The organism is Dechloromonas sp. CZR5 (genome assembly GCF_008711155.1).
In the GTDB taxonomy this organism is placed as follows: Bacteria; Pseudomonadota; Gammaproteobacteria; order Burkholderiales; family Rhodocyclaceae; genus Azonexus.
This window is the reverse complement of record NZ_VUYQ01000002.1, coordinates 587,754-612,059: the sequence shown is the minus strand read 5'-3', so window position 1 is coordinate 612,059 and position 24,306 is coordinate 587,754. Positions and strand designations below refer to the sequence as shown.

The 24,306-nt window shown below is 63.4% G+C and carries 21 protein-coding genes; 9 read left to right on the top strand and 12 right to left on the bottom strand.

All coding sequences use genetic code 11. The annotated features are described in order from the left end of the window. The first annotated feature begins 11 nt into the window (after nucleotides 1–11). Nucleotides 12–722, top strand: coding sequence for an MOSC domain-containing protein (locus F1002_RS08055; RefSeq protein WP_150428492.1), 711 nt, complete (start codon nucleotides 12–14; stop codon nucleotides 720–722). Further along, a complete protein-coding gene (locus F1002_RS08050; protein WP_150428491.1) occupies nucleotides 719–1,936 on the top strand; it encodes a nitrate/nitrite transporter in 1,218 nt (405 codons plus the stop codon). The genes F1002_RS08055 and F1002_RS08050 overlap by 4 nt, the downstream gene beginning before the upstream one ends. Here the strand turns inward: F1002_RS08050 and F1002_RS08045 are convergent. From F1002_RS08045 to rsmB, 9 genes are all read right to left on the bottom strand, one after another. Further along, nucleotides 1,880–2,863: a hypothetical protein gene (locus F1002_RS08045; RefSeq protein ID WP_150428490.1), complete on the bottom strand. Its 984-nt coding sequence runs from the start codon at nucleotides 2,861–2,863 to the stop codon at nucleotides 1,880–1,882. The two genes, F1002_RS08050 and F1002_RS08045, sit on opposite strands and share 57 nt — an antisense overlap. A 51-nt stretch (nucleotides 2,864–2,914) precedes the next feature. Then, entirely contained in the window at nucleotides 2,915–4,897 is a 1,983-nt protein-coding gene (locus F1002_RS08040; RefSeq protein ID WP_150428661.1) for a primosomal protein N', read from the bottom strand. 301 nt (nucleotides 4,898–5,198) lie between these two features. Then, complete coding sequence (hemE, locus tag F1002_RS08035; RefSeq protein WP_150428489.1) at nucleotides 5,199–6,266, bottom strand: uroporphyrinogen decarboxylase; 1,068 nt, start codon at nucleotides 6,264–6,266, stop codon at nucleotides 5,199–5,201. A gap of 92 nt (nucleotides 6,267–6,358) precedes the next feature. Then, complete coding sequence (locus tag F1002_RS08030; RefSeq protein ID WP_150428488.1) at nucleotides 6,359–7,813, bottom strand: TrkH family potassium uptake protein; 1,455 nt, start codon at nucleotides 7,811–7,813, stop codon at nucleotides 6,359–6,361. An 11-nt stretch (nucleotides 7,814–7,824) separates the two neighbouring features. Then, the gene (gene trkA / locus F1002_RS08025; protein WP_150428487.1) at nucleotides 7,825–9,258 is read right to left on the bottom strand and encodes a Trk system potassium transporter TrkA; all 1,434 of its coding nucleotides are present in this window, start codon (nucleotides 9,256–9,258) and stop codon (nucleotides 7,825–7,827) included. Between the two features lie 92 nt (nucleotides 9,259–9,350). Beyond that, nucleotides 9,351–10,616: a sigma-54 dependent transcriptional regulator gene (locus F1002_RS08020; protein ID WP_150428486.1), complete on the bottom strand. Its 1,266-nt coding sequence runs from the start codon at nucleotides 10,614–10,616 to the stop codon at nucleotides 9,351–9,353. Beyond that, nucleotides 10,594–12,750, bottom strand: a complete 2,157-nt coding sequence (locus F1002_RS08015; RefSeq protein WP_150428485.1) for an ATP-binding protein — start codon at nucleotides 12,748–12,750, stop codon at nucleotides 10,594–10,596. Before F1002_RS08015 ends, F1002_RS08020 begins: the two co-directional genes overlap by 23 nt. Continuing rightward, entirely contained in the window at nucleotides 12,747–13,355 is a 609-nt protein-coding gene (locus F1002_RS08010; protein WP_223879503.1) for a DUF4390 domain-containing protein, read from the bottom strand. Before F1002_RS08010 ends, F1002_RS08015 begins: the two co-directional genes overlap by 4 nt. Nucleotides 13,356–13,359: 4 nt before the next feature. Further along, nucleotides 13,360–14,619 carry a 16S rRNA (cytosine(967)-C(5))-methyltransferase RsmB gene (rsmB, locus tag F1002_RS08005; protein ID WP_150428483.1) on the bottom strand — a complete coding sequence of 420 codons (1,260 nt, stop codon included), beginning with the start codon at nucleotides 14,617–14,619 and terminating at the stop codon, nucleotides 13,360–13,362. Nucleotides 14,620–14,653: 34 nt separating this feature from the next. On the opposite strand from rsmB, the gene F1002_RS08000 reads away from it, so the two are divergent. The 4 genes from F1002_RS08000 (at nucleotide 14,654) to F1002_RS07985 (ending at nucleotide 16,991) form a co-directional block, all read left to right on the top strand. Further along, complete coding sequence (locus F1002_RS08000; RefSeq protein WP_150428482.1) at nucleotides 14,654–15,541, top strand: S1/P1 nuclease; 888 nt, start codon at nucleotides 14,654–14,656, stop codon at nucleotides 15,539–15,541. A 9-nt stretch (nucleotides 15,542–15,550) separates the two neighbouring features. Next, nucleotides 15,551–15,934 (top strand): adenosylmethionine decarboxylase, encoded by a 384-nt coding sequence (gene speD / locus F1002_RS07995; protein ID WP_150428481.1) that lies wholly within the window; start codon nucleotides 15,551–15,553, stop codon nucleotides 15,932–15,934. Nucleotides 15,935–16,030: 96 nt separating this feature from the next. Then, complete coding sequence (locus F1002_RS07990; RefSeq protein ID WP_150428480.1) at nucleotides 16,031–16,612, top strand: DJ-1/PfpI family protein; 582 nt, start codon at nucleotides 16,031–16,033, stop codon at nucleotides 16,610–16,612. Between the two features lie 46 nt (nucleotides 16,613–16,658). Next, nucleotides 16,659–16,991: a ribbon-helix-helix domain-containing protein gene (locus tag F1002_RS07985; RefSeq protein WP_150428479.1), complete on the top strand. Its 333-nt coding sequence runs from the start codon at nucleotides 16,659–16,661 to the stop codon at nucleotides 16,989–16,991. A gap of 12 nt (nucleotides 16,992–17,003) precedes the next feature. Here the strand turns inward: F1002_RS07985 and htpX are convergent, their stop codons facing one another. The 3 genes from htpX to def are packed head-to-tail and all read right to left on the bottom strand — an operon-like array spanning nucleotide 17,004 to nucleotide 19,329. Further along, nucleotides 17,004–17,846: a zinc metalloprotease HtpX gene (htpX, locus tag F1002_RS07980; RefSeq protein WP_150428478.1), complete on the bottom strand. Its 843-nt coding sequence runs from the start codon at nucleotides 17,844–17,846 to the stop codon at nucleotides 17,004–17,006. 59 nt (nucleotides 17,847–17,905) lie between these two features. Continuing rightward, nucleotides 17,906–18,829, bottom strand: a complete 924-nt coding sequence (fmt, locus tag F1002_RS07975) for a methionyl-tRNA formyltransferase (protein ID WP_150428477.1) — start codon at nucleotides 18,827–18,829, stop codon at nucleotides 17,906–17,908. Next, a complete protein-coding gene (gene def, locus F1002_RS07970) occupies nucleotides 18,826–19,329 on the bottom strand; it encodes a peptide deformylase (RefSeq protein ID WP_150428476.1) in 504 nt (167 codons plus the stop codon). The genes fmt and def overlap by 4 nt, the downstream gene beginning before the upstream one ends. 145 nt (nucleotides 19,330–19,474) lie before the next feature. Here def and F1002_RS07965 point away from each other — a divergent pair, with 145 nt between their 5' ends. The 3 genes from F1002_RS07965 (at nucleotide 19,475) to F1002_RS07955 (ending at nucleotide 24,201) form a co-directional block, all read left to right on the top strand. Beyond that, a complete protein-coding gene (locus F1002_RS07965; RefSeq protein WP_150428475.1) occupies nucleotides 19,475–20,515 on the top strand; it encodes a LysM peptidoglycan-binding domain-containing protein in 1,041 nt (346 codons plus the stop codon). Beyond that, nucleotides 20,512–21,597 (top strand): DNA-processing protein DprA, encoded by a 1,086-nt coding sequence (gene dprA / locus F1002_RS07960; RefSeq protein WP_150428474.1) that lies wholly within the window; start codon nucleotides 20,512–20,514, stop codon nucleotides 21,595–21,597. The genes F1002_RS07965 and dprA overlap by 4 nt, the downstream gene beginning before the upstream one ends. A 75-nt stretch (nucleotides 21,598–21,672) precedes the next feature. Then, a complete protein-coding gene (locus F1002_RS07955; protein WP_150428473.1) occupies nucleotides 21,673–24,201 on the top strand; it encodes a DNA topoisomerase III in 2,529 nt (842 codons plus the stop codon). The last annotated feature ends 105 nt before the right edge of the window (nucleotides 24,202–24,306 follow it).

Sequence of the window (24,306 nt, the reverse complement as noted above, 5' to 3'; positions counted from 1 at the left end):
GGCAAAATCAAATGATGAAAGCAAATATTTCCCTCTTTGTCGGCAGCATTCGCCCGCTACCCGAATCCGGTCGTCCGACCGGCATGTACAAGCAGGCCGTGAGCGGCCCGATCGAACTCGGCCCTGAAGGCTTTGCCGGCGACCAGCAAGCCGATCGCCGGGTACACGGCGGTCCCGACAAGGCGGTCCATCTGTATCCCGCGGCGCACTACGCCAAGCTGGCAGCCCGTTTTCCCGAAGCGGCCGGGCAACTGGTCGTCGGGAGCATCGGCGAAAACATCTCGACCGGCGATCTCGACGAAAACGATGTCCGGCTCGGCGATATCTGGCAGCTCGGCTCGGCTCGCCTGCAGGTTTGCCAGCCGCGCAGTCCGTGCTGGAAAATCGACGAGCGTTACGCCTGCGACGGCATGGCCCAATTCATTGCCGAACAGCGCCTGACCGGCTGGTACTGGCGGGTGGTCACCCCGGGCAGCGTCGGCCCCCGCGATGTCCTGCTCCTTGAACAGAGCGATCCGGCGGCCTTCACCCTGGCCGAGGCCATGCTGCTCTGGCAGGCGCATCGCCCGCCGCTCGCCGCGATGGAAAGGCTGCTCGCCACCCCGGGCATCGCCGACAACTGGCGGCAAAAAATCGCCACCCGGGTCGGCTGGCTGCACAAGCATGCGGACCAGACGCCGCCCCCCGTCACCGCGTACCACGCGAAACCGGAGAACCCGTGAGCAATCCCCCGCATCAGGCCAACTGGCTCAGGCTTTTCCTGCCGTTTGCCGCCGGTTACTTCCTCTCTTACCTGTTCCGCACGGTCAACGCCGTCATCGGCCCCGTCCTCGCACGCGAACTCAACCTCGCCGACAACGCCCTCGGCCTGCTGACCAGCACCTATTTCCTCGCTTTCGGGGCGGCCCAGTTGCCGCTGGGCATGCTGCTCGACCGCTATGGTCCGCGCCGCGTCGAATCGGGACTGTTGCTGCTTGCCGGCACCGGCGTCGCCGTATTTGCCATGAGCGACACGCTGGGCGGACTGGCTATCGGTCGCGCCCTGATCGGCCTCGGCGTTTCGGCCTGTCTGATGGCCTCCTTCAAGGCCTTCGCCCTGTGGTTTCCCCCCGAGCGACAGGCTTCGCTGACCGGCTGGGTCATGGCCGCCGGCGGGCTGGGCGCGCTGGCCGCCTCCAAACCGCTGGAGATTGCCATCGGCTTCACCAGCTGGCGCATCATCGCCCTCGGGCTGGCGGTGGCAACGGCGATCGTCGCCGCCATCATCTGGCTCCGTGTACCGGATACCGACAACAAGCCCGAAGGCGCCGGCTTTGCCGAACAGCTGGCCGGGGTGAAGGCGGTGTTTTCGAGCCGCCACTTCTGGCGCTACGCACCGATGGGACTGATGATGACCGGCGGCTTCATGGCCGTGCAGGGCCTGTGGGCCTCGCGCTGGATGATGGTGCTGGAGAACATGGACCGTGCCGCAGTGGCCGTGCGCCTCACCTGGATCAGCGGTGCCATGCTGGCCGGCTTCCTGTTCATGGGCTTCTTCGCGACCGGCCTGGTCCGGCGCGGCATCAAGCTGGAGAAGGTTTATATCGGCGCGATGCTGGCCGCCTTGATCAGCTTTGCCCTGATCAGCTTCCAGCCGGGCTTTGCCGGCGACCTGCTGTGGCCGATCCTCGGCATCTGCTTCTCGCTGTCGAACATTGCCTATTCGCTGGTTTCCCAGGCTTTTCCGCCGGCGCTGTCGGGACGCGCCAACACCGCCCTGAACCTGCTGGTCTTTGCCGGTGCCTTCGGGCTGCAATGGGGCATCGGCGGTTTTGTGGACCTGCTGCAGGCCCAGGGCTGGGCCAGCGAGGCGGCATTCCGTGCCGCCTTCCTGACGCTGCTAGGCGGTCAGACGCTGGCGCTCGTCTGGCTCCTTCTCCCGCACCGCCGGGCTTGAAACGGCGAGGTCGACCTGCTGCAGGTGGCCGACCTCGCCCGATTCCGTCAAATAGACGCCCGCGGCACGAATCTGGCCGAGCAGGGCGTTGTCGGCGGTTTTCAGCGTGAAGGGCGCCTCGACCGACCCGGTGTAGAGCGCCCCAACGCCGCGCTGCGCCAACGACGACAAGCCGTCGCCCGACCATACGGCCAGTTTTTGGTAGGCAGCATCGTTCTCGTCTATCCAGCCGTTGCGGTCGTCATCGAGTTCCGCCAGGTCGGCAAAGCCGTTGCCGCTGGCGACGCCGAACAATTCGCGGCCGTCGTCGGCCTTGCCGTTGCCATTGCGGTCGAAGACGAGAAAGCCGCAATGCTTGCCCAGCCCCGGTATCTCCTCGGCCTTGCCGTCGGCATCGAGATCGAAACGGATGCGCTCGGCCGACAGTTCGGCAGCTTTGCCGTCGAAGCTGAGGACCAGGGGATCCTGCAAGGTCGCGCTGCCGCTGTCGAGTCGCGTCGAGGTGAACTCGACATCCCGGGCCAGGCGTAGCGAGAAATCGAACGCAATCTGCCGGCCGTCCCGGGTCCGCACGCAGCCCTGGCCGCAGACATCGGTACGCTCGCTTTCTTTCACTGTCTCGACGATACGGTTCGTCCAGGTCATTTCCCGCGTCCGCCCGGCCGGAACGGCCTCGTCCGGCAAGGCGTCGGTAGCGGCAAAGTTTTCCTTGTATTTCTTGCCGTCGAGCGCCGCCAGAATGGCGTCGACCAGCGATTGCAACATTTTCTGCAGGCGCTTGCGGGCCTCGCCGTCGTTGTCGGCCGGCGTCCCGGCCAGCTGTGTGAAAACCTGCCGGAAGCCCGTCGTGCTGGTCATCTCGACATGATGGGCATAACTCGCTTCGTGGCTGGCCGCGAGGCGTACCGTCGAATCCACGATTTTCATGATGCGCTCCTTGCAATGGATGGGATGCCATCACAGCAAGGGGCGTGCCGATCAGAACTCCAGCGGATCGACCTCGATATGCCAGCGCAAACGGGACGGCGCCTTGAGGCCTTCGACGGCTTCGCGCCAGCGCGGCAGAAACGCCTGCAGCGCCGGGCGGGAATGCGATTCGACCAGGAGCTGGCCGCGCTCGAGGTTGGCCAGGCGGGCCATCTTCATCGGTACCGGATCGTAGATCAGGACGTTGTCGTGTCCGGCAATGACCGGCAGGAGCGCCGCCGTTTTCAGGAAGGCGATGGCATCCGCCATGTCGGGCGCCTCGGCGCGCAGCATGGCCTGGAAGGTGTAGGGCGGAAAGCCGGCCTGCTCGCGCTCGGTCAGCTGGGCGCTGGCGAAGCCGGGGTAGTCGTGGGCGACCAGCGAGGCAAACAAGGGGTTATCCGGGTACTGCGTCTGGATCAGCACCTCGCCCTTCAACTCGGCCCGTCCCGCCCGACCGGCGACCTGCATGAGCTGGGCGAACAGCCGCTCCGGCGCACGGCAGTCGGCGGCGAACAGCGCGGAATCGGCACCCAGAATGCCAACCAGGGTCAGCCTGGGGAAGTCGTGCCCCTTGGCCAGCATCTGCGTGCCGACCAGGATGTCGGCCTCGCCGCCATGGATGCGTTCGAGGATCGCCTCCCACTGCTTGCGGCTCTTTACCGCATCGCGGTCGACGCGCAGGATGCGGGCATCCGGAAACTGCTCCTGCAGCCAGCCCTCGAGGCGCTGCGTGCCGCGCCCGAAGGGATGGATGTCCTGATTGCCGCAGGTCGGACAGGCTTTCGGGATGCGATATTCGAAGCCGCAGTGATGGCAGCGCAAGCGCCGGTCGGCAAGGTGCAGCACCATGTTCGCCGCACAACGCTTGCAGCGCGAAACCCAGCCGCAGGGCGGGCACGCCAGAACCGGTGCATAACCCCGCCGGTTCAGGAAAACGAGGCTTTGTTCGCCACGTTCCAGGCGGGCCTGAATGGCGGCGACCAGCGGTTCGCTGACGCCCTCCCTGAGCGCCATGCGGCGCGTATCGAGAATCTTGACGGTCGGCAGGGTCGCTTCGGGGTTGGCTCGCTCGCGCAGGCTGAGCATCCGGTAGCGCCCGGTCTGGGCATTCGACCACGATTCCAGCGAAGGCGTCGCCGAGCCGAGAAGGACGGGAATCTTCAGCTGGTTGGCGCGAAACACCGCGATGTCGCGGGCCGAATAGCGCATGCCGTCCTGCTGCTTGAACGAGGCATCGTGCTCCTCATCGACGACGATCAGCCCGAGCCGCGGCATCGGTGTGAAGATCGCCAGCCGGGTACCGAGCACGATGCTCGCCTCGCCGGAAAATGCCGCCCGCCAGTTTCGTTCGCGCGCCGCTTCGGCCAGTTCGCTATGCAGGGAGACCACGGCACGCTCCTGAAAACGGGCGCGGACCCGGCTTTCGAGCTGAGGCGTCAGATTGATTTCGGGCACCAGCAGCAGGACCTGCTTGCCGGCCGCCAGCGCCTTGTCGATCAGGCGCAGGTAGACCTCGGTCTTGCCGCTGCCGGTCACGCCATGCAGCAGGTAGGCGGCAAATCCCGCGGCCGGATCGATAGCCGCCACCGCTGCGGCCTGCTCGCCGGTCAAATCGGGCGGCGCCAAGGTAGCGGAAGGTTTGGTGGCACGACCACTGCGCCGGTCCGGCGGATCGAGGCGCTTGAGGCCGGCCGGCAATGCCTGCATCACGACTTCGCCGAAAGCGGCCTGGTAGTAAGTGCTTGCAAATTCGCAAAGGGCCAGGAAATCGCGGGGCAGCGGCGGCAGATCGCGCAGTATGTCGCCGGCGGCCTTGAGCTGATCGATCGGCCAGTCGCTGGCATCGGCGACGTCCACGATGACCCCGAGCCTTTCGCCACGCCCGAACGGCACCCGAACGCGTCGGCCGACATCGTCCGGGCCGGCCGATTCGCTGACATAGTCGAAGAGTCGATGCAGGGGTAAATCGAGGGCAACGCGCAAAACAGGCATCGTTTCAGCGGCCGAGGCCGTCATTTCTCCGAAAAAACGGGCAGGTTCGATTCAAAATCGACGGCTTTTCGAGTTGTCCACAAAAACTGTGGATAACTTTGTGAATTACTTCCGGGCCAATGCGCTAAGTCGCGGGCCGGTAAGGATTTTGTCACCCTGCCGAAATAATGGGCAACAAACAAAATCGTTTAAATTCAACACCTTGAATAAACACAATACTGTCAAGGTTTTTTACGGACATTTTTTCTGCAGGTGGCAAAACTCTGTGCATAAGTCAAGCTTTGCCACCTACTTATAGGCATTACTTACGTAATAGACGGCTATGGGTATGAACCGCTTCGACGAGGGCGGTCACGCTCTCGGGCGGCGTGAATTGGGAGATTCCATGGCCCAGGTTGAAGACATGGCCGGTATTGCCCGTTCCGTAGCTATCGAGAACCTTCTTCGCTTCTGCTGCAACGATTTCCGGCTGGGCAAACAGGACGTTCGGATCGAGGTTGCCTTGCAGGGCGACCTTGTCGCCGACACGACGACGGGCTTCCCCGATATCGATCGTCCAGTCGAGGCCGACGGCATCGCAGCCGATGGCGGCGATCTTTTCCAGCCACAGGCCGCCGTTCTTGGTGAACACGATGCTCGGAATGCGCTGGCCGTCCTTTTCCTTCTTCAGGCCGGCAACGATGCGCTGCATGTATTGCAGCGAGAATTCCTCGTAGGCAGCATTGGACAGCGAACCGCCCCAGGTGTCGAAGATCATCACGGCCTGGGCGCCGGAGTCGATCTGGGCGTTCAGGTAGGAAATCACCGATTCGGTGGTGACCGACAGGATCTTGTGCAGCAGATCCGGACGGTTGTAGAGCATGCCCTTGATGTGGCGGAAATCGCTCGAGCCCTGGCCTTCGACCATGTAGCAGGCGAGCGTGTAGGGGCTGCCGGAGAAGCCGATCAGCGGCACCGAGTTGTCCAGCGCGCGGCGGATTTCGGAAACGGCATCCATGACGTAGCCGAGATGCTCGTAGGGATCGGGGGCGGTCAGGTTGTTGATCGCCCATTCCTCGCGCAGCGGGCGCTCGAAACGCGGGCCTTCGCCTTCGGCAAAGTAGAGACCGAGGCCCATGGCGTCCGGCACGGTCAGGATGTCGGAGAACAGGATGGCGGCGTCGAGATCGTAGCGGGCCAGCGGCTGCAGGGTCACTTCGCAGGCCATGGTCGGCGACTTGCACAGGTTCAGGAAGTTGCCGGCCCGTTTGCGGGTTTCGCAATACTCGGGCAGGTAGCGGCCCGCCTGGCGCATCAGCCACAGCGGGGTGTATTCGGTCGGCTCCTTGAGAAGGGCGCGCAGGAAAGTGTCGTTCTTGGGTCGGCTCACGTCGGACTCCGCCAGAAAATCGGAAAACCGGCATTATCCGCCTTTCCCCGCTCGCGGTCACTTGCGATAAATCAGGAAAAGGCGGCCCGACGCTATTTGCGCCAGAAGGCAGGCGTCAGCACCACCAGCAGAGTGAAGATTTCCAGACGGCCGAGCAGCATCGCGAACGTACATACCCAGGTCTGGAAATCGCCGAGAACCTCGTAGGTCGTCGACGGCCCGACCACGCCCAGTCCCGGTCCCGTGTTGTTGATGCTGGCGACGATGGCGGTGAAGGCCGAGACAATGTCCAGCCCGGTGAAGGCCAGGATGAGCGTGAGCGATACGATGCTGACCATGTACATGAAGGCGAAGGAAAGCACCGCGAAAAGAATGGGCTGTGGAGCGACCTGACCGCCGATCCGGATGTTGTATACCGCGCTGGGATGCATGGCGCGTACCAGTTCGCGATAGACCTGCTTGTAGAGCAGCAGGGCCCGCATCATCTTGATACCACCCCCGGTTGACCCGGCACTGGTCGCGAAGCTGGACAGGAACAGCATCCACAAGGGTGCAAAAATCGGCCACTGCGCGTAGTCGACGCTGGACAAGCCGGTCGTCGTGGCGATCGAGACCAGGTTGAATGCGACATGACGCATCGCGGTATCGAGGTCGGGGTACGCACCGTCCTTCCAGATATAGACAGCAACGACAAAAATGCTGAGCAAGGTTACGCCGAGGAACCAGCGCGCTTCCGGATCGAGCAGATAGGGCCGTAGCGTACGCCCGGTCACGGCCAGGAACAGCGTTCCGAAGTTCATGCCGGCGATCAGCATGAAGACGATGGCGACAAATTCGATGGTCGGCGAATCGAAAAACCCGAAGCTGGCGTCATGGGTCGAGAACCCCCCCAAACCCATGATCGAGAAGGTGTGGCACGTGGCATCGAACCAGTTCATCCCGGCAATGCGCAGCGAGATGACGCAGGCGAGGGTGACGCCGAGATAAACCAGATACAGCCCTTTGGCCGTTTCGGCGATGCGCGGCGTCATCTTGGCATCCTTCATCGGCCCCGGCGTCTCGGCCTTGAACATCTGGCGGCCGCCGATACCGAGCAGGGGAAGGATGGCGATGGCCAGCACGATCAGGCCCATGCCGCCCACCCAGACAAGCTGATGCCGCCACAGGTTGATCGACATCGGTAACTGGTCGATGTTCGTCAACACCGTAGCGCCGGTGGTGGTGAGACCGGAAACCGTCTCGAAATAGGCATCGGTATGGCTTATACCGAGTTGCAGCATCAGGGGAATCGCCGCGAATGCCGGCAGGACCGTCCACACCAGCACCACCATCAGGAATCCGTCGCGGATGCTCAGTTCGCGCTTACAGCGACGGTAGCGGTACCAGAGGAAGGCTCCGCACAGCATGGTCAGGGCAAAGGACTCGTCGTAGACAGCCTGTGCTCCGTCATCGACGACGTAGGAGAGAATCAGCGGCGCCAGCATGGTCAGGCCGAAGAGCATGATGATCATGCCCAGCGCACGGTAAACCGGGGCAAATCGGGTCATCGCGGCAGCCCCTACAGAAAGTGGAATCCGACCTGGAAGAGCTTCTCGACTTTCTTGACCAGCTTCTTGCTGGTGCAGAAGACGATCACGTGATCCCCGGGTTCGATCACCGTATCGTGGTGCGCGATGACCACTTCGCCATGACGGGTAATCGAGGTCCATTCGTCGGTCTGTCCGATCACCACGGCCTTGTCGAAATTGCGCACCATCGCGGCGACGGTTACCCCGTGCGGCCAGTCGATCTGATCGATGCGCTTGCCGACGATCTTGGAGGTCTTGGCATCGCCATGGGCAACCAGTTCCAGCGCCTCGGCAGCCCCCCGGCGCAACGAATGGACTTCTGCCACGTCGCCCTGCCGGACGTGGGCCAGCAATGTTCCGATGGAAACCTGCGCCGGCGAGATCCCGATATCGATCGGTCCACCCTCGATCATGTCGGCGTAGGCCCGACGGTTGATCAACGCCACGACGCGCTTGCTGCCGAGTCGCTTGGCCAGGCTGCCGGCCATGATGTTGTCCTCGTCGTCGTTGGTGACGGCAAGGAACAGGTCCATCTCGCCGATGTTCTCCTGCTCGAGCAGTTCCTCGTCGGTCGCATCGCCGAGCAGGACGAGGGTGTTGTCCAGTTCGTTGGCGATGAACTCGGCCCGTTCCTTTCGACCCTCGATGAGCTTGATTTCGTAACGCTTTTCCAGCGCCTTGGCGAGACGCAGGCCGATATTGCCGCCGCCGGCGATCATGATGCGCTCGACGGGCGTCATCATCCGGCGCAATTGACGCAGCACGGGCCGGATATGTTCGGCGGCCGAGAGCAGGAACACCTCGTCTCCCGCCTCGACCAGCGTATCCCCCTCCGGGAAGACCGGCTGGTTGCCCCGGAAGATGGCCGCGATACGGGCATCCATGTCCGGCGGCAGCAGCGAGCGCATCTCCTTGATCTGCCGCCCCACCAGCAAACCGCCGTCGTAGGCCCGCACGGCCACCAGGCACACACGCCCCTGGGCGAAATTGAGAACCTGCAAGGCTTCGGGAAATTCGATCAGGCGACGGATGTAGTCGGTAATGACCTGTTCCGGACACAGGGCAAAATCAACCGCGAAGTTTTCCGGCGAAAGCAGTGTTTCGTCCTCCAGAAAATCCCGTGAACGCAGGCGGGCAATGCGGGTCGGAACATTGAACACGTTCTGGGCCAACTTGCAGGCGACCAGATTGGTCTGATCGCTCTGCGTCAGCGCAATGACCATGTCTGCATCGTCGGCCCCGGCATCACGCAGGGTGCTCGGGAGCGCGGCATTGCCGACCACGGCCCGCAGATCGATTCGGTCCTGCAACTGCATCAGCCTGGCGCCATCGGTATCGATGATCGTGATGTCGTTTTCTTCCGAAACCAGACCTTCGGCCACGCTGGCGCCAACCTGCCCGGCACCGAGAATGATGACTTTCATGTACGCCCCTCCTTATCGCTGGAGATTCCAGCTGCGCATCCGCCCGACTCTGCAATCCCCCGATTGCCCGGTGCGGCCTGCCCTGTTCTTCGCTATTCTTCGCCCCGCTTGCCGAGTTTGACGTCCAGTTGCTTGAGCTTGCGATACAAGTGGGTGCGCTCCAGCCCCGAACGCTCGGCCAACTTCGTCATATTCCCGCCTTCAAGGCGCAGATGGTGCTCGAAATACAACTTCTCGAAGGCGTCCCGCGCTTCGCGTAGCGGCTGATCGAAAAGCGGCAGCAGCGACTGGATTTCCGGACGCTCCCCAGTGTCCTGGGGCATCACGCGCAGCACGTCGTCGGCGCTGATTTCCTCGTCGAGCGAGGTCAGGGCCAGGTTGCGCACCAGCACGTAGAGATCGCTCCAGCTCGAATCCGGCTGGCGCTTCCACGGCAGCGAGCGCAACGTGTTCAGGGCGGCGGTGGAAAAACGGCGCAACGGCACTTCGCCGCGTTCGACAAAATTGGTCAGCAGCAGACCGGCGATCTCCGGCAGCTCATCGCCGTGGCCCGCCAGCGACGGCATGGCCACCCAGACCTCGCCGATCCGCGACAGCAGCTTGCCGTCCCAGCCGGCCTCGGCCAGCGTCGACAGTGGCGCGACCGTTGCGGCGACCAACTGCAGGTTCAGTTTCTCCAGACGCTCCATGGCAAAGGCAAGGTTCATCTGCTGCATCTTGCCCAGCACGGCCAGATTCGGCACGAAGAGGATGCCGCCGGTAATTTTTTCAAGCATTTCCTGCGTCAGCGCGCTGCTCACCTCGCTCAGGTCGAGCCATGGCGCACGCGGCAACTGCAGGGTCCGCGCACAGATTTCCGCCATGCCGCCATTGGCCCCCTTGATCAACAGGGCCGGCGACTTGGCCGCCGCCTGCTCGAGGCGCCGCTTGAATTCCTTGACGAAGGCCGAGCGCGTGAAGGATTCCAGCGTCAGGGCCGGCCGGGCCGGCGGCTTGTCGTGCTTGAGCGCCTTCTGCACGGTGGACAGCAGCTTCTGCAGGGCAATCGGTTTCTCGAGGAAATCGAAGGCACCGAAGCGCGTGGCCTCGACCGCGGTATCGATGGTGCCGTGCCCCGACATCATGACCACCGGCATGTTGAGATGCCCGGCGGCATGCCATTCCTTGAGCAGGGAAATACCATCCGTATCCGGCATCCAGATATCGAGCAGGACGAGATCCGGACGCAGATCGTTGCGAATCTGCCGCGCCGCCGTCGCGTTTTCCGCCAACCGAACGTCGTAACCTTCGTCGATCAGGATTTCCGAGAGCAACTCGCGAATACCTACTTCGTCGTCAACGACCAGAATGATGGCCATTTTTGGCTTCCTCCTCTTTCACCAGGGGCAGGCGGATGTCGATCCGCGCGCCGCCCTCCGGTGCATTGCTGATTTCGATGCTGCCCTGGTGTTCGTCGACGATCTTCCTGACGATGGGCAAGCCGAGGCCGGTTCCCCGGGCCTTGGTAGTGACATAGGGTTCGAAGATGCGCGGCAACAGCTCGACCGGAAAGCCCGGGCCATTGTCGGCAATCGACAGGCGTGCATGGCGAAGGCCCCGTTCGGTACGCAGGACGATGCGCGTACCCTCGAGTCCTTCCAGCGCATCCTCGGCATTGCGCAGCAGGTTGTGGATGATCTGCCGCAGCTGCGTGGCATCCCCCAGGATGCTGCCGAGATCGGCTGCCAGGTCGGTTTCGATGGTCGCCGACGAGCTTTCGTAGAGGCCCAGCACTTCGCGGATCAACGCGTTGAGATCGAGCGGCGCCACTTCCGGAGCCGGCAGGCGGGCGTAATCGCGGAAATCGTCGACCATGCGCTTCATGGCCTGAACCTGGTTGATGATCGTCTGCGTGCCGCGCGCCAGCATGTCGGCGTCGCCGTTGGTCAGCTTGTCGGCGAGTTTGAACTGCAGGCGTTCGGCCGACAACTGGATCGGCGTCAGCGGGTTCTTGATCTCGTGCGCCAGACGGCGCGCCACCTCGCCCCAGGCGGCGCTGCGCTGGGCGGCGATCAGCCGGGTCACATCGTCGAATACGACCACGTCGCCGCCACCGCTCGCCTCCGGCAAGCGCGAACCACGCAGCAACAGCACCTGCGGCATGCCGTTTGGCCGCTCCAGTTCGAGCTGGGCCTGCCACTCCGGCTCACCGGTCGCCGCAAATTGTTCGCGGATGAAGCTGCCAAGTACCTGCTGGCGCGGCCACACCTCGACGGCAACGCTGACCAGGCCATCGAAGTCGTCGTTCAGGATGGTCAGCGCCCCCTCGTTCACCGTGCGCAGCACGAAGCGGCGGTCGAAAACCAGTACCCCGGTGGACAGGTTGGCGAGGATCGATTCGAGGTAGCCGCGTGCCGATTCCAGTTCCGCCCGGTGGCGCTCGGTCTCGCGGCGCGCATCGTCGAGCTGTCGCGTCATGCGATTGAACGACTGGGTCAGCACGCCGAGCTCATCGCCGCTGTAAATCGCCTGGCGCGGCGAGAAGTCGCCCTGTGCCACGGCTTGCGTCCCTTCAGCCAGGATATGCAGCGGTGCTGCCAGCCGGCGCGCCATCAGGTAGGCCAGTGCAAAGGCACCGAACAGGGCGACCAGCACGGTCAGCGTCAGCGTCAATGCATAGATGCGGGTCAGGCCGTCGCGCGCCAACTGCAATTCCTGATAGTCGCGATACACCCCCTGCACCGCATCGGCATCGTGGGCCAGGGCCGCCGGGACCGGCTGCGTCAGTTGCAGGATGCGCGGCTCCTCGAACATGTCGCGCGCCGAAACCGGGACCAGAACGCGCAGGAAAAGCTTGCCGTCGTCGCCCTCGACGGTGCCGATCGAGCGGGAATTCCGCGCCTGCTTGAGCTGGGCCTGACTGGGCAGTTCCGGCATCAGGGAGGACAGCTCGCTGGTCGCGCTGGACAGCAGCTGGCCGCCGACCGAAAACAGGGCAGCCGTCTGCACGCCTTTTTCCTCGCGCAGGCGCAACAGGGCCGAACGGCGCGAGGCTTCCTGGATGTCGGACAATTCGCTGGCCATGCTGCGGCCTTTGTCGACGATGTCGGCAAGCAGTGAATCCAGCGCCGAGCGCCCCAAATGCAGGCCGGATTCGAGCGCCTTCTCGACTCGTACGTCGAACCAGCTTTCGATGGAGCGGGTCACGAACTGGACTGAAACGCCGTAAACCAGCGCGCCGGGCAACACCGCGATGACGCCGAACATCAGCATCAGTCGCAGTTTCAGGCGGGCTCCGAAAACCTGGGCCTGGTAGTCCCGCCACAAGGTACGCAACTGCCAGCCGACCAGGCCGACCATGCCCAGTGCCAGAATCACGTTGAGCGCGATCAGCAGCGGATAGTTGCGCGAAAAAATCACCGTATCGGCCGCAGTCGACATCAACAGCAGGAACCACAGGATGCCCCCGATTGCTGCCGCGAAAGCCCCGCCGGCGGCGACGAAACGCTTCATTTCGCCTCCGGTGCCGGCAAGGGCGCCGGTGTCGTCTGCCAGGTCTTCCAGTCGGAAGCCAGGCTCCAGTCCCGATTGCCCAGCGCCGTGATCTGGAACGGGCGCGGCAACTGCGTCATATCGAGGCGCAGGCGCAATGCCGCTTCATAGCTTTCCCCCGGACGAACGCTCTTTTCCCCGCGTTCGACGACCACCCAGTTGCGCAAGCGGGCAAGGACCTGCACGGCTTCCGACAAGGTGCTGAAGGACTGGTGCAGACCGCCGGTGGACAAGCGGTATTGCCGGGTCAGCGCGTGGTAGGAAAGGCGATATGTCTGACTGCGCGTCACCAGCTTTTCATCGAGCCAGTACCAGCGCGCCTTGGTCAGTTCGAAATCGGCAACCAGATGCAGTACAACTCCTTTGGTCACCGCCTCCTCGAGGCGCGGATTCAACTCGAACTTGAAATCGGCCGACACCACATAGCCGTCCTCGGTCGCCTGCAACTGCGGATTGGCGACCTCGATTTCCGCCGCCCAGACCACGGCCGGCAGCAAGGCTGCCGCGAACAACCATCCGCCAAGGCGGCACACCGCCCCAAGCAGGCGGCGGAGGCTTGTTCGCAAGGAATCAGGCACGCTTTTCAAGCAGGCAGTAGAAGAAACCATCGTGGTCGGCAGTCGGTAGTAACTGTTCCTCTTTGCAGCGCATGGCCTGCGGCTGGCGTTCGATGAAACGACTGATCTGCTCGCCGTTTTCGTCCGGAAACACCGAGCAGGTTGCGTAAAGCAGTTTACCTCCCGGACGGACGACCTGCCACAGGGCATCCAGTATCCGGGCCTGTGCCCTGGCGAAGCTGGCGATATCCTCCTCCCGGCGCAACCACTTGGCATCCGGATTGCGGCGCACCACGCCGCTGGCCGTACAGGGCACGTCGGCGAGTACGGCATCGAAGGGCCGGCCGTCCCACCAGGTATTCAGCTTGGCACAATCGGCCACCGCGACCTCGGCCCGCAGTTGCAGACGGGCCAGATTTTCTTCGATACGGCGGCAGCGCGCGGCTTTCAGATCGAGCGCCAGCAAGTCCACATCGGTCCGTTCCAACAGATGCGCCGTCTTGCCGCCCGGCGCGGCACAAGCGTCAAGAACACGGCTGCCCGGCGCCGGATCAAGCAGGACGGCAGCTAGCTGGGCCCCCGGGTCCTGTACCGAGACGGCGCCTTCGGCAAAGCCGGGCAGCGCCTCGACCGCTACCGGCCGGGCAAGCGCCAGAGCGCTTTCGCCAACCGGCAATGCGTCGATACCGGCTGCCTTCAGGCGCGCCAGATAAGCGTCGCGCGTCGTCAGCCGGACATTGACCCGCAAGCCCATGGGCGGCGGTGCATTGCCGGCCGCCACGATGCGCTGCCAGGCATCCGGATAAGCCGCTTGCAATTGGGCCAGCCACCAGTCGGGATGCTGCGCCGAAGCCAGCGGGTCATGGGCGGCGGCGGCCGTAAGCTCCGCCTGCTGACGCAGGAAATTGCGCAGCACGCCGTTGACCAGGCCGCGGAATTTGCCACCGACCAGCTCGCCGGCTGCGAAAACCGCCTGATCGACCACGGTATGCACCGCCTCCGGCCGCGTCTCGATGCGGTAGAGCGAAACCAGCAGCAAGGCCCGGATTTCGTCAGCCGCCAGCGGTCGCTCGAGCAGGCGGGACAGGAAGTAATCGCCCCGACCGTAGGCGCGCAGGCTGCCATAGACGAGATCCTGCACGGCCGGTCGGGCGACCGGATCGACCCGGCCGAGCAGGCCGTCGGCCAGGCTCTGCCCGGCGAAAACGGCAGCATCGATACGGGCGGCCTGCAGCAGGGCGTAGGCGAGTGAAGAGAACGGCAATCTGGACATAGGCTGTGATTATCGCACGCGGCATAATGGACCAATGCGCCCTTTCCTTCCGGTTCTGCTTTTCCTTTGCCTCACCCAGCCCGCCCTGGCCTGGAATGCCGCCGGGCATCGACTGGTCGCGGCCATTGCCTGGCAACAGCTCTCGCCGCCGGCCCGTGAAGCCGTCAGTACCATCCTCGCCCGCCATGCCGACCACGGCCGCTGGATCGACAAGGCGCGCTCGTCCGACCCCGCCGCACTGTTTGCCGAAGCGTCAACCTGGCCGGACGACATCCGCAACGACCCGCGCTTCCATGACGAAGAGCGCGATCCGCCGACACCGCTGCTGCCCGGCCTGTCCGACACGGCCCGCCACAAGCGCTGGCATTACGGCGACCTCGATGCCGACGGCAAGGTCCGCCAAGGCGAACTGGATACCCGGATCGAGCAGTTGATCCGGCAATTGAAATCTGGTCGTCCCCCCGAGCAGATGACCTACGCCCTGCCCTGGCTACTGCATCTGGTTGCCGACATCCACCAGCCCCTGCATGTCGGCCGCCATGGCGACGAAGGCGGCAATCTGGTCGAGATCGAGAATCCCCACAACCAGAGGCTGCCTTTCAGCAGCCTGCATCTCTATTGGGACGACCTGCCCGGTCCTTCGTGGCTGCGCGGCAAACGGCTGGACGACAAGGCCCGCCACCTGCTCGACCAGTACCCCCCGCCGGCACAGGCAAGCATCGCCGCCTGGCGCGACGAAAGCCACCGCCTGCTCGTCACGGCCTATCCGAGCACAGCCGGCAGCCTGCTTCCCATCATCGACGATGACTTCCATCGGCGCAGCCGCGACACGGCCAACCGACGCATCGTCGAGGCGGGCCATCGACTCGGTCGCCTGCTCGACACCCTCTTTGGCCATGCCGTTTCACGTGGAACGCCATAGAATCACGTCATGAACGGATTGCACCTGATCGCCGACCTGCACGACTGCCGCTGCGACCCATCGCGACTGCTCGATGCCCCGGGCCTGGAAATCTATTGCGTGGACGCCTGCCAACACCATGGTCTGACAGTCGTCGGCCGGCTGTTCCATGCATTTCGCGACGCGACGGGGCAAGCGGCAGGCGTGACCGGCACGGTCGTCCTGGCCGAGTCGCACCTGGCGATTCATACCTGGCCGGAAATCGGCGCCGTCACGCTGGACCTGTATGTCTGCAACTTCAGCGGCGACAACAGCGGGCGTGCACAGACCCTGTTCGCCGAGCTCCTCGCCCGCTTCGAGCCGGCCCGCATCGAACGCCATGCGGTTAGCCGCGGCCAACTCGCGATCCCGTAGCAGCCGGCTGCTACCCGATAGGCAGCGAATATCTCCACAATGCGTTGCACGTCGCCAGCGATTTTGCCGGCGCCGACAACCAAAATGGAGACAAACATGGCTGCCAAGAAAATTCTGATGCTGACCGGTGACTACACCGAAGATTACGAAACCATGGTGCCCTTCCAGGCCCTGTTGATGCTGGGGCACACCGTGCACGCCGCCTGTCCCGGCAAGAAGGCCGGCGATCAGGTCCGCACGGCGGTGCACGATTTCGAAGGCGACCAGACCTACAGCGAAAAGCCCGGTCACAATTTCACCCTGAATGCCGACTTTGCTGCGATCAAGGTCGAGGAATACGACGCCCTGGTCATCCCCGGCGGTCGCGCACCGGAATATCTGCGCCTCAACCCCGAGGTGCTGGCGATGATCCGGCATTTCGCCGGCACGCAGAAACCGATTGCCGCGATCTGCCACGGCGCACAGTTGCTGAGCGCTGCCGAGGTGTTGAACGGACGTTCATGCAGCGCCTATCCGGCTTGCGCGCCCGAAGTGCGGGCCGCCGGCGGCCGCTATGCCGACATTCCCGTCGACCAGGCCCACGTGGATGGCAATCTGGTCACCGCGCCAGCCTGGCCGGCACATCCGGACTGGCTGGCCAAATTCCTGGTTCTGCTCGGCACGCAGATCACACTTTGATAATCTGAAGGGGCAGGCAACCCGCCTGCCCAGCTGGAGCCATCCCATGTGCGAGATTTACGTCAAAGCCGACCCGATGCTCTACGAATCCCGGGCCCGCTCGTTGCGCATCCACGGTTTCGTCACCAAAATTCGGCTGGAAAACCTGTTCTGGGACATCCTTGCCGAGCTGGCCGGCAACGAGGGCATGACGACCAACCAGTTGATCGCCAAGCTCTATGACGAAATCGAGGAATTCCGCGGCGAGGTCGAGAATTTCGCCTCCTTCCTGCGCGTCACTTGCCTGCGCTATCTGACGCTGCGCCACCAGAAGGCAGGCGAGAAACCCAGCCTCGCTGTTGTCGGAACCCTCCCGCCACCGCGCCTGGCAACGGCCTGAAGGTCCTTCGCTTCAGCGCATCGCGCGCAGCCGGGCGATGCGCTCTTCGGTTGCCGGATGGGTCGAGAACAGGCCGCGCAGACCGCCAGCCGACAGCGGGTTCATGATCATCATCTGCGCGGTTTCCGGATGCGCCTCGGCCGGCCCCATGGGAATGCGGCCTTCGGCATACATCTGGATCTTGCCCAGCGCATCGGCCAGCGCATGCGGATCGCCGCTGATGTCGGCGCCCCCGCGATCGGCCTCGAATTCGCGAGCCCGCGAGATGGCCATCTGGATCAGGCTGGCAGCCAGAGGCGCCAGGATCGCCACCAGAATGCCGACCAGCGGATTGACCGAACGACCGTTCTCGTCACGTCCGCCGAAGAACATGGCAAAGTTGGCCAGTGCGGAAATCGCGCCGGCCATGGTCGCCGAAACGGTCGAGATCAGGATGTCGCGGTGTTGGACGTGGGCCAGTTCATGCGCCATCACACCGCGCAATTCGCGCGCCGACAGCAACTGGATGATGCCGGTCGTCGCCGCCACCGCCGCATGTTCCGGATTGCGCCCGGTTGCAAAAGCATTCGGCTGCGCTTCGTCGATGATGTACACCTTGGGCATCGGCAATCCGGCCTTGTGCGCCAGTTCACGCACCATGGTGTAAAACTGCGGCGCGCTGGTCTCATCGACCTGCCGGGCGTTGTACATCTTCAGCACCATGCTGTCCGAAAACCAGTAGGAAAACAGGTTCATCGCACCGCCGAAGACCAGCGCCAGCAACATGCCCGACCGACCGCCGATCATGCCGCCGACGATGCCGAACAAAGCCATGATGGCGGCCATCAACATGGCTGTCTTGACCCAGTTGAACATGGCGTTACCTCCGCAAAACGATTGGTCCGGACGGTTAACTATAGCCGCCGGACAAAATATCAAGCGGGCAGGTCGAAGCGGTCGCCCTCCTTGAGCGGATGTCCGGCCAGGAATTGCTGCACCGGCAGGCGCTTGCCGCCGGCCTTCTGCAATTCGCTCACCGCCAGGGCACCCTCGCCGCAGGCAACGACCACCTCCCGCTTGTCTACCGACAGTATGCAGCCCGCCCGACCACTGCCCGCCACCGGCCGGGCCTGCCACAGCTTGACCGTCTGCCCGGAAAACACGGCTTGCGCCCCCGGAAACGGGTTGAAGGCACGGATATGGCGATCCAGTTCGGCCGCCGGCCTGGTCCAGTCGATCTGCGCCTCCACCTTCTCGATCTTGTGCGCGTAGGTCACACCTTCGGTAGGTTGCGGCGCGGCCGGCAGCGGCAGCTTGCCCAGCGCCTCGACACACAGCCTCGCTCCCAGCGCGGCCAGACGATCATGCAGCGTGGCCGCGGTGTCCGTGTCCTCGATTGGGAAAGCCCCGCGCAACAGCACCGGGCCGGTATCCAGCCCGGCCTCCATCTGCATGATGCAGACGCCGGTTTCCGCGTCGCCGGCCAGCAATGCACGCTGGATCGGCGCCGCACCGCGCCAGCGGGGCAGCAACGAAGCGTGGATGTTGAGGCAACCGAAACGCGGCATGTCGAGCACCGCCTGCGGCAGAATCAGGCCGTAGGCAGCAACGACCATCGCCTCGGCACCGATGGCGGCAATCCTGGCCTGCGCCTCGGCATCCTTCAATGTCAGCGGCTGAAAGACCTCGATACCCCGTTCCTGCGCCACTTTCTTGACAGCAGACGGTTGCAGGCTCATGCCGCGACCGGCCGGCCGGTCGGGCTGGGTCAGCACCAGCGCCACGTCGTGGCCTGCGGCGACGATGGCCGACAGCGCTTGTGCCGCGAATTCCGGCGTTCCGGCAAAGATCACTTTCATGCGGTGACGCGCGCCTGCTTGGCCAGCTTGCTCTTGATGCGCCCCTGCTTGAGCTGGGACAAGTGATCGACGAAGACAATACCGTTCAGATGGTCAATCTCGTGCTGGATGCAAACGGCCAGCAGGCCTTCGGCTTCCATGGTCTGCACCTTGCCGTCGAGATCCTGGTACTTGATGGTCACCCGTTCGGCACGCTCGACCTTGTCGTAGATGCCGGGAACCGACAGGCAGCCCTCTTCGCCAACCTGTTCTCCCTCGCAACGCGACAGCGTCGGATTGATGAAGACCAGCAGATCGTTCTTCTCCTCCGAGGTATCGATCACCACCAGGCGCTGGTGCACATCCACCTGTGTTGCCGCCAGACCGATACCGGGTGCTTCGTACATGGTCTCTGCCATGTCCGCCGCCAGTTTTCGAATGCCGTCATCGATTTTGGCAACGGGTTGAGCCACCTTTTTCAGGCGCGGATCGGGGAAACGCAAAATGGGTAGAAGAGCCATGTCAAAAATGGAATAAAAGCTTGCTCGCTTAGGTTATTACGTGCAGAATCTAAAGCAATTCCGAGGTAAGAAAACGCAAAATCGCTTGACGCTACTGAGACCGCTTCGGTGGCATTGCGTTCCACCGGCACGAGAGGTTACGACTATGGTTCGCATTATATCCGCGCTCATCTTGGCCGTAACGGCCGTCTGCGCATCCGCCGCCGATCCGCTGCAGCTCGTCGACAACCCGCCGGACCGCCACGTCGTCGTCAAAGGGGACACCTTGTGGGACATCTCAGGCAAGTTCCTGAAACAACCCTGGCGCTGGCCGGAAATCTGGCAGATGAACAAGGATCAGATCAAGAATCCGCACCTGATCTATCCGGGCGATGTCGTCATGCTCGACATGTCCAGCGGCTCGCCCCGCCTCAAGCTCGGCAAACGGGTCGGCGATGCCGCCGGCGGCTCCGGCAAGCTGCAGCCGAGCGTGCATAGCGCGCCGGTCCAGAAAGCAATTCCCAGCATTCCTCCGGGCGCCATCGAACCCTTCATTTCGCAGCCCCTGATCATTGAGGACAGTGAACTGAAAACCGGCGTCACGATCACGGCCATGCAGGAAGACCGTATGCTGCTCGGTACTGGTGACACCTTCTACGCATCAGGCATCCCGAATGCTTCTGTCGAGAAATGGCATATTTTCCGCAAGGGCAAGCCGCTGAAGGATCCGGATACCGGTAAAGTTCTGGCCTACGAAGCTTTCTTTCTCGGCAATGCACGGCTGGTCAAGCCCGGCACTCCCGCGCTGCTGCGCGTCAGCCTCTCCAAGGAAGAAATCGCCCGTGGTGATCGTCTGGTCGCTGCGCCGGAACCTCAGATCATTTCCTACGTGCCACATCATCCAGATCAGCCAGTCGCTGCCAAGGTTCTCGGCATCTACGGCGGTCTGAAGGAAGGAGGGGCCAATTCGATCATCGCCCTGAACACCGGAAAAGCTAATGGCATGGAAATTGGTCATGTCGTCGCCCTCTACCGCAAGCGTATCTCGGTAGACATCGATGAAACAGGGCTTCGTACGGAAACGCCGGTACCAGAAGAACGCTATGGCCTGGCTTTCGTCTTCCGTGTCTTCAACGGCGTTTGTTATGCCCTGGTCATCGAATCATCCAAATCGGTAATCGTCGGGGACGCGGTCAGGAATCCGTGAGCGATACCAACGCCCTGGCCGCCTGGCTGCGGCTGACCCTGATCCCCGGCATCGGCGGCGAGACGCAAAGAAAGCTTCTCGCCGCTTTCGGTTTACCCCAAGCCATTTTCGCGGCCGGCCGTCTGGAGGCACGCCACGTCGTCGGCGACCGCGCCGACCTGTTGTTCGATACCGATCCCGCGGATGCCATTGCACGCAGTCTCGAATGGGCCGGCCAGCCGGGACAAACCATCCTGACCCTGGCCGACCCAGGCTACCCGCCGGCCCTGCTCGAAATCGCCGACCCGCCGAGCCTCCTTTACGTACGCGGCAATCCCGACCTGCTGAACAGGCGCGGACTTGCCATGGTCGGTAGCCGCAATGCCACACCGCAAGGCGCCCAGACGGCCGAAAACTTTGCCCGCCACCTGGCAGCACGCAGCTTGTGCATCGTCAGCGGACTGGCACTCGGTATCGATGCGGCCGCCCACCGGGGCGCACTGGCCGCCAACGGCGATACGGTCGCCGTCATCGGCACCGGTGCCGACCGCATCTACCCCGCCCGCAACAAGGACCTGGCGCTCACCATTGCCGAACGCGGCGCTATCGTTTCCGAATTCCCGCTTGGCACACCTGCCGTTGCCTACAATTTTCCGCGCCGCAACCGGATCATTTCCGGACTGGCGCGCGGCGTTCTCGTCGTCGAAGCGGCGCCCGACAGCGGCTCGCTAATCACCGCCCGCCTAGCTGCCGAACAGGGCCGTGAAGTCTTCGCCATCCCCGGCTCCATTCATTCGCCCGTCGCCCGCGGTTGCCACAAGCTGATCAAGCAGGGTGCCAAGCTGGTGGAAACGGCCAGCGACGTCCTGGAAGAGCTTGGCCAAGATTTCCTGCCTTCGTCACGCGCACCGGCGGCGAGCGCACCGCCAACCAATGCATCGCCCCTCCTGACTGCCCTGGGCCACGCCCCCTGCAGCCTCGACGAACTCGTCGAGCGCACCGGACAGAGTGCCGATACCCTGCTGCCGGAGTTGCTGACGCTAGAACTCGGCGGCCTGGTGGCCCCTCTTCCGGGCAACCGTTACCAGCGCCTCGCCCAGTAGCCTCATATATAGAGACGGCTTGCCAAGCCGCTTGCGGGGCACTTATCATGCCCCGGCATTCCAACAGGTCAAACCATGTCCAAAAAGCTGATCATTGCCGAAAAACCTTCTGTCGCCGCCGACATCGCGCGCGCGCTGGGCGGCTTTACCAAACACGACGACTACTTCGAAAGCGAAGAGTACGTGCTCTCGTCGGCCGTCGGTCACCTGCTGGAACTGGCCTGCCCCGAAGAGTTCGAGGTCAAGCGCGGCAAGTGGTCCTTTGCCCACCTGCCGGTCATCCCGCCGCACTTCGCCCTGAAGCCGATCGAGAAGACCGAATCGCGCCTCAAGGTGCTCAACAAGCTGATCAAGCGCAAGGATGTCGATGCCCTGGTCAACGCCTGTGACGCCGGACGGGAAGGCGAGCTGATCTTCAATTACATCGCCCAGAACGCCAAGTCCGGCAAGCCGGTCCAGCGCCTGTGGCTGCAGTCGATGACCCAGGGCGCCATCCGCGATGGCTTCTCCCGTCTGCGCCCAGGCCGCGAAATGGAAGGCCTCGGCGACGCCGCCGTCTGCCGCTCCGAATCCGACTGGCTGGTCGGCATCAACGGCACCCGGGCGATGACCGCCTTCAACTCGAAAACCGGCGGTTTCCACCTGACCACCGTCGGCCGCGTCCAAACGCCGACGCTGGCCATCGTCGTCGAGCGTGAAAAGAAGATCCGCGAATTCAAGCCGCGCGACTACTGGGAAGTCGAAGCTGACTTCAGCGCCAAGGCCGGCAGCTACAAGGGCAAGTGGTTCGACGAAGCCTACAAAGGCAAGAACGACGACGAACATGCCCGAGCCGACCGCCTGTGGGAAGTCGCCCGTGCCGAAGCCATCCGTGCCGCCACGCAGGGCAAGCCCGGCGAGGTGAGCGAGGAATCCAAGCCGGAAACCCGCCTGTCGCCCGGCCTGTTCGACCTGACCACGCTGCAGCGCGAAGCCAACGCCCGCTTCGGCTTCTCGGCCAAGACCACGCTGTCGCTGGCCCAGGCGCTGTACGAAAAGCACAAGGTGCTGACCTACCCGCGTACCGATTCGCGCTGCCTGCCGGAAGACTACCTGCCGACGGTCAAGGAAACGCTCGCCGTGCTGACCGGCCAGGGCGCCGGCAAGGGCCACGACGAAGTGCTGCTCGCCCGCTATTCACCGTTCGCCCACCAGATTCTGGCACGCAACTGGGTGCTGCCCAACAAGCGCATCTTCAACAACGCCAAGATCAGCGACCACTTCGCCATCATCCCGACGCCGCAGGCGCCGAAGAGCCTGAACGAGATGGAACAGAAGCTGTACGACTTCGTCGTCCGCCGCTTCCTGTCCGTCTTCTTCCCGGCCGCCGAATACCTGGTCACCACCCGCATCACCCGCGTCGAAGGCTACCCCTTCAAGACCGAGGGCAAGGTGCTGGTCAATCCGGGCTGGCTCGCCGTCCACGGCAAGGAAGGCCAGGAGGGCGACGAAGGCAATCTGGTCGCCGTCGAGCCCAAGGAAAAGGTCAAGACCGACGAAGTCACCGTCAAGGCCAATGCCACCAAGCCGCCGCCGCGTTATTCGGAAGCCACCCTGCTGTCGGCCATGGAAGGTGCCGGCAAGATGGTCGACGACGAGGAACTGAAGGCGGCGATGGCCGGCCGTGGCCTCGGTACGCCGGCCACCCGTGCGCAGATCATCGAAAACCTGCTCGGCGAGCAATACATGCACCGCGAAGGCCGCGAGTTGATCCCGACCGCCAAGGCCTTCTCGCTGATGACCCTGCTCAACGGCCTCGGCATCAACGAACTGACCCAGCCGGAACTGACCGGCGACTGGGAATGGAAACTCGGCCGCATCGAGAAGGGCGAATTCACGCGCGACGAATTCATGCGCGAAATCGCCGAAATGACCCGCCACATGGTCGAGCGCGCCAAGCAATACGAGGCCGACACCATCCCCGGCGACTTCGGCGTGCTGTCCGCCCCCTGCCCCAAGTGCGGCGGCCAGATTCGCGAGACCTACAAGAAATTCCAGTGCGGCAGTTGCGACTACGCGCTGTGGAAAATCGTTGCCGGCCGCCAGTACGAACCGGCCGAGATCGAAACCCTGCTCACCGAAAAACAGGTCGGCCCGCTGACCGGTTTCCGCAACAAGATGGGCCGCAGCTTCGCCGCCGCCATCAAGCTCAACGACGACCTGCAACCGGAATTCGATTTCGGCCAGGACAAGGCGGGCGAGGATGGCGAAGCCGAAGCCGTCGATTTCTCAGGCCAGGAAGCCTTGGGCAAGTGCCCGAAATGTGCGTCCGGGGTCTACGACAACGGCAATAACTACGTCTGCGAAAAAGCGGTTGGGGCAAGCAAGACCTGCGATTTCCGTTCCGGCAAGATCATCCTGCAGCAGCCGATCGATGCAGTGCAGATGAAGAAGCTGCTGGCTGACGGCAAGACCGACCTGCTAAAGGAGTTCGTCTCCAACCGCACGCGCCGTAAATTCTCGGCCTATCTCGTCGCCCAGGGTGGCAAGGTCGGCTTCGAATTCGAGAAGAAGGTCGCCAAGCCCAAGGCGCCTGCCAAAAAGAAGGCTGAAGCGGAAAGCTGAACGGCTCGGCTGAGCAAATAGCAGGAAGCAATTGACGCGGATGCCGGAAGGCGCCTCGTCAACCTCGGTATTTCCTGCAATCCCCCTCCTTGACCGGTGCTTATC

Coding starts and splice junctions, on each gene's coding strand:
- F1002_RS08040 (WP_150428661.1), bottom strand. CDS start 4,897: ATGCCTGTTTTGCGCGTTGCCCTCGATTTACCCCTGCATCGACTCTTC.
- trkA (WP_150428487.1), bottom strand. CDS start 9,258: ATGAAAGTCATCATTCTCGGTGCCGGGCAGGTTGGCGCCAGCGTGGCC.
- htpX (WP_150428478.1), bottom strand. CDS start 17,846: ATGTTCAACTGGGTCAAGACAGCCATGTTGATGGCCGCCATCATGGCT.
- F1002_RS07955 (WP_150428473.1), top strand. CDS start 21,673: ATGTCCAAAAAGCTGATCATTGCCGAAAAACCTTCTGTCGCCGCCGAC.
- fmt (WP_150428477.1), bottom strand. CDS start 18,829: ATGAAAGTGATCTTTGCCGGAACGCCGGAATTCGCGGCACAAGCGCTG.
- F1002_RS08055 (WP_150428492.1), top strand. CDS start 12: ATGATGAAAGCAAATATTTCCCTCTTTGTCGGCAGCATTCGCCCGCTA.
- speD (WP_150428481.1), top strand. CDS start 15,551: ATGAACGGATTGCACCTGATCGCCGACCTGCACGACTGCCGCTGCGAC.
- F1002_RS07965 (WP_150428475.1), top strand. CDS start 19,475: ATGGTTCGCATTATATCCGCGCTCATCTTGGCCGTAACGGCCGTCTGC.
- F1002_RS08030 (WP_150428488.1), bottom strand. CDS start 7,813: ATGACCCGATTTGCCCCGGTTTACCGTGCGCTGGGCATGATCATCATG.
- F1002_RS07990 (WP_150428480.1), top strand. CDS start 16,031: ATGGCTGCCAAGAAAATTCTGATGCTGACCGGTGACTACACCGAAGAT.
- F1002_RS08000 (WP_150428482.1), top strand. CDS start 14,654: ATGCGCCCTTTCCTTCCGGTTCTGCTTTTCCTTTGCCTCACCCAGCCC.
- F1002_RS08015 (WP_150428485.1), bottom strand. CDS start 12,750: ATGAAGCGTTTCGTCGCCGCCGGCGGGGCTTTCGCGGCAGCAATCGGG.
- rsmB (WP_150428483.1), bottom strand. CDS start 14,619: ATGTCCAGATTGCCGTTCTCTTCACTCGCCTACGCCCTGCTGCAGGCC.
- F1002_RS08020 (WP_150428486.1), bottom strand. CDS start 10,616: ATGGCCATCATTCTGGTCGTTGACGACGAAGTAGGTATTCGCGAGTTG.
- F1002_RS07985 (WP_150428479.1), top strand. CDS start 16,659: ATGTGCGAGATTTACGTCAAAGCCGACCCGATGCTCTACGAATCCCGG.
- def (WP_150428476.1), bottom strand. CDS start 19,329: ATGGCTCTTCTACCCATTTTGCGTTTCCCCGATCCGCGCCTGAAAAAG.
- F1002_RS08045 (WP_150428490.1), bottom strand. CDS start 2,863: ATGAAAATCGTGGATTCGACGGTACGCCTCGCGGCCAGCCACGAAGCG.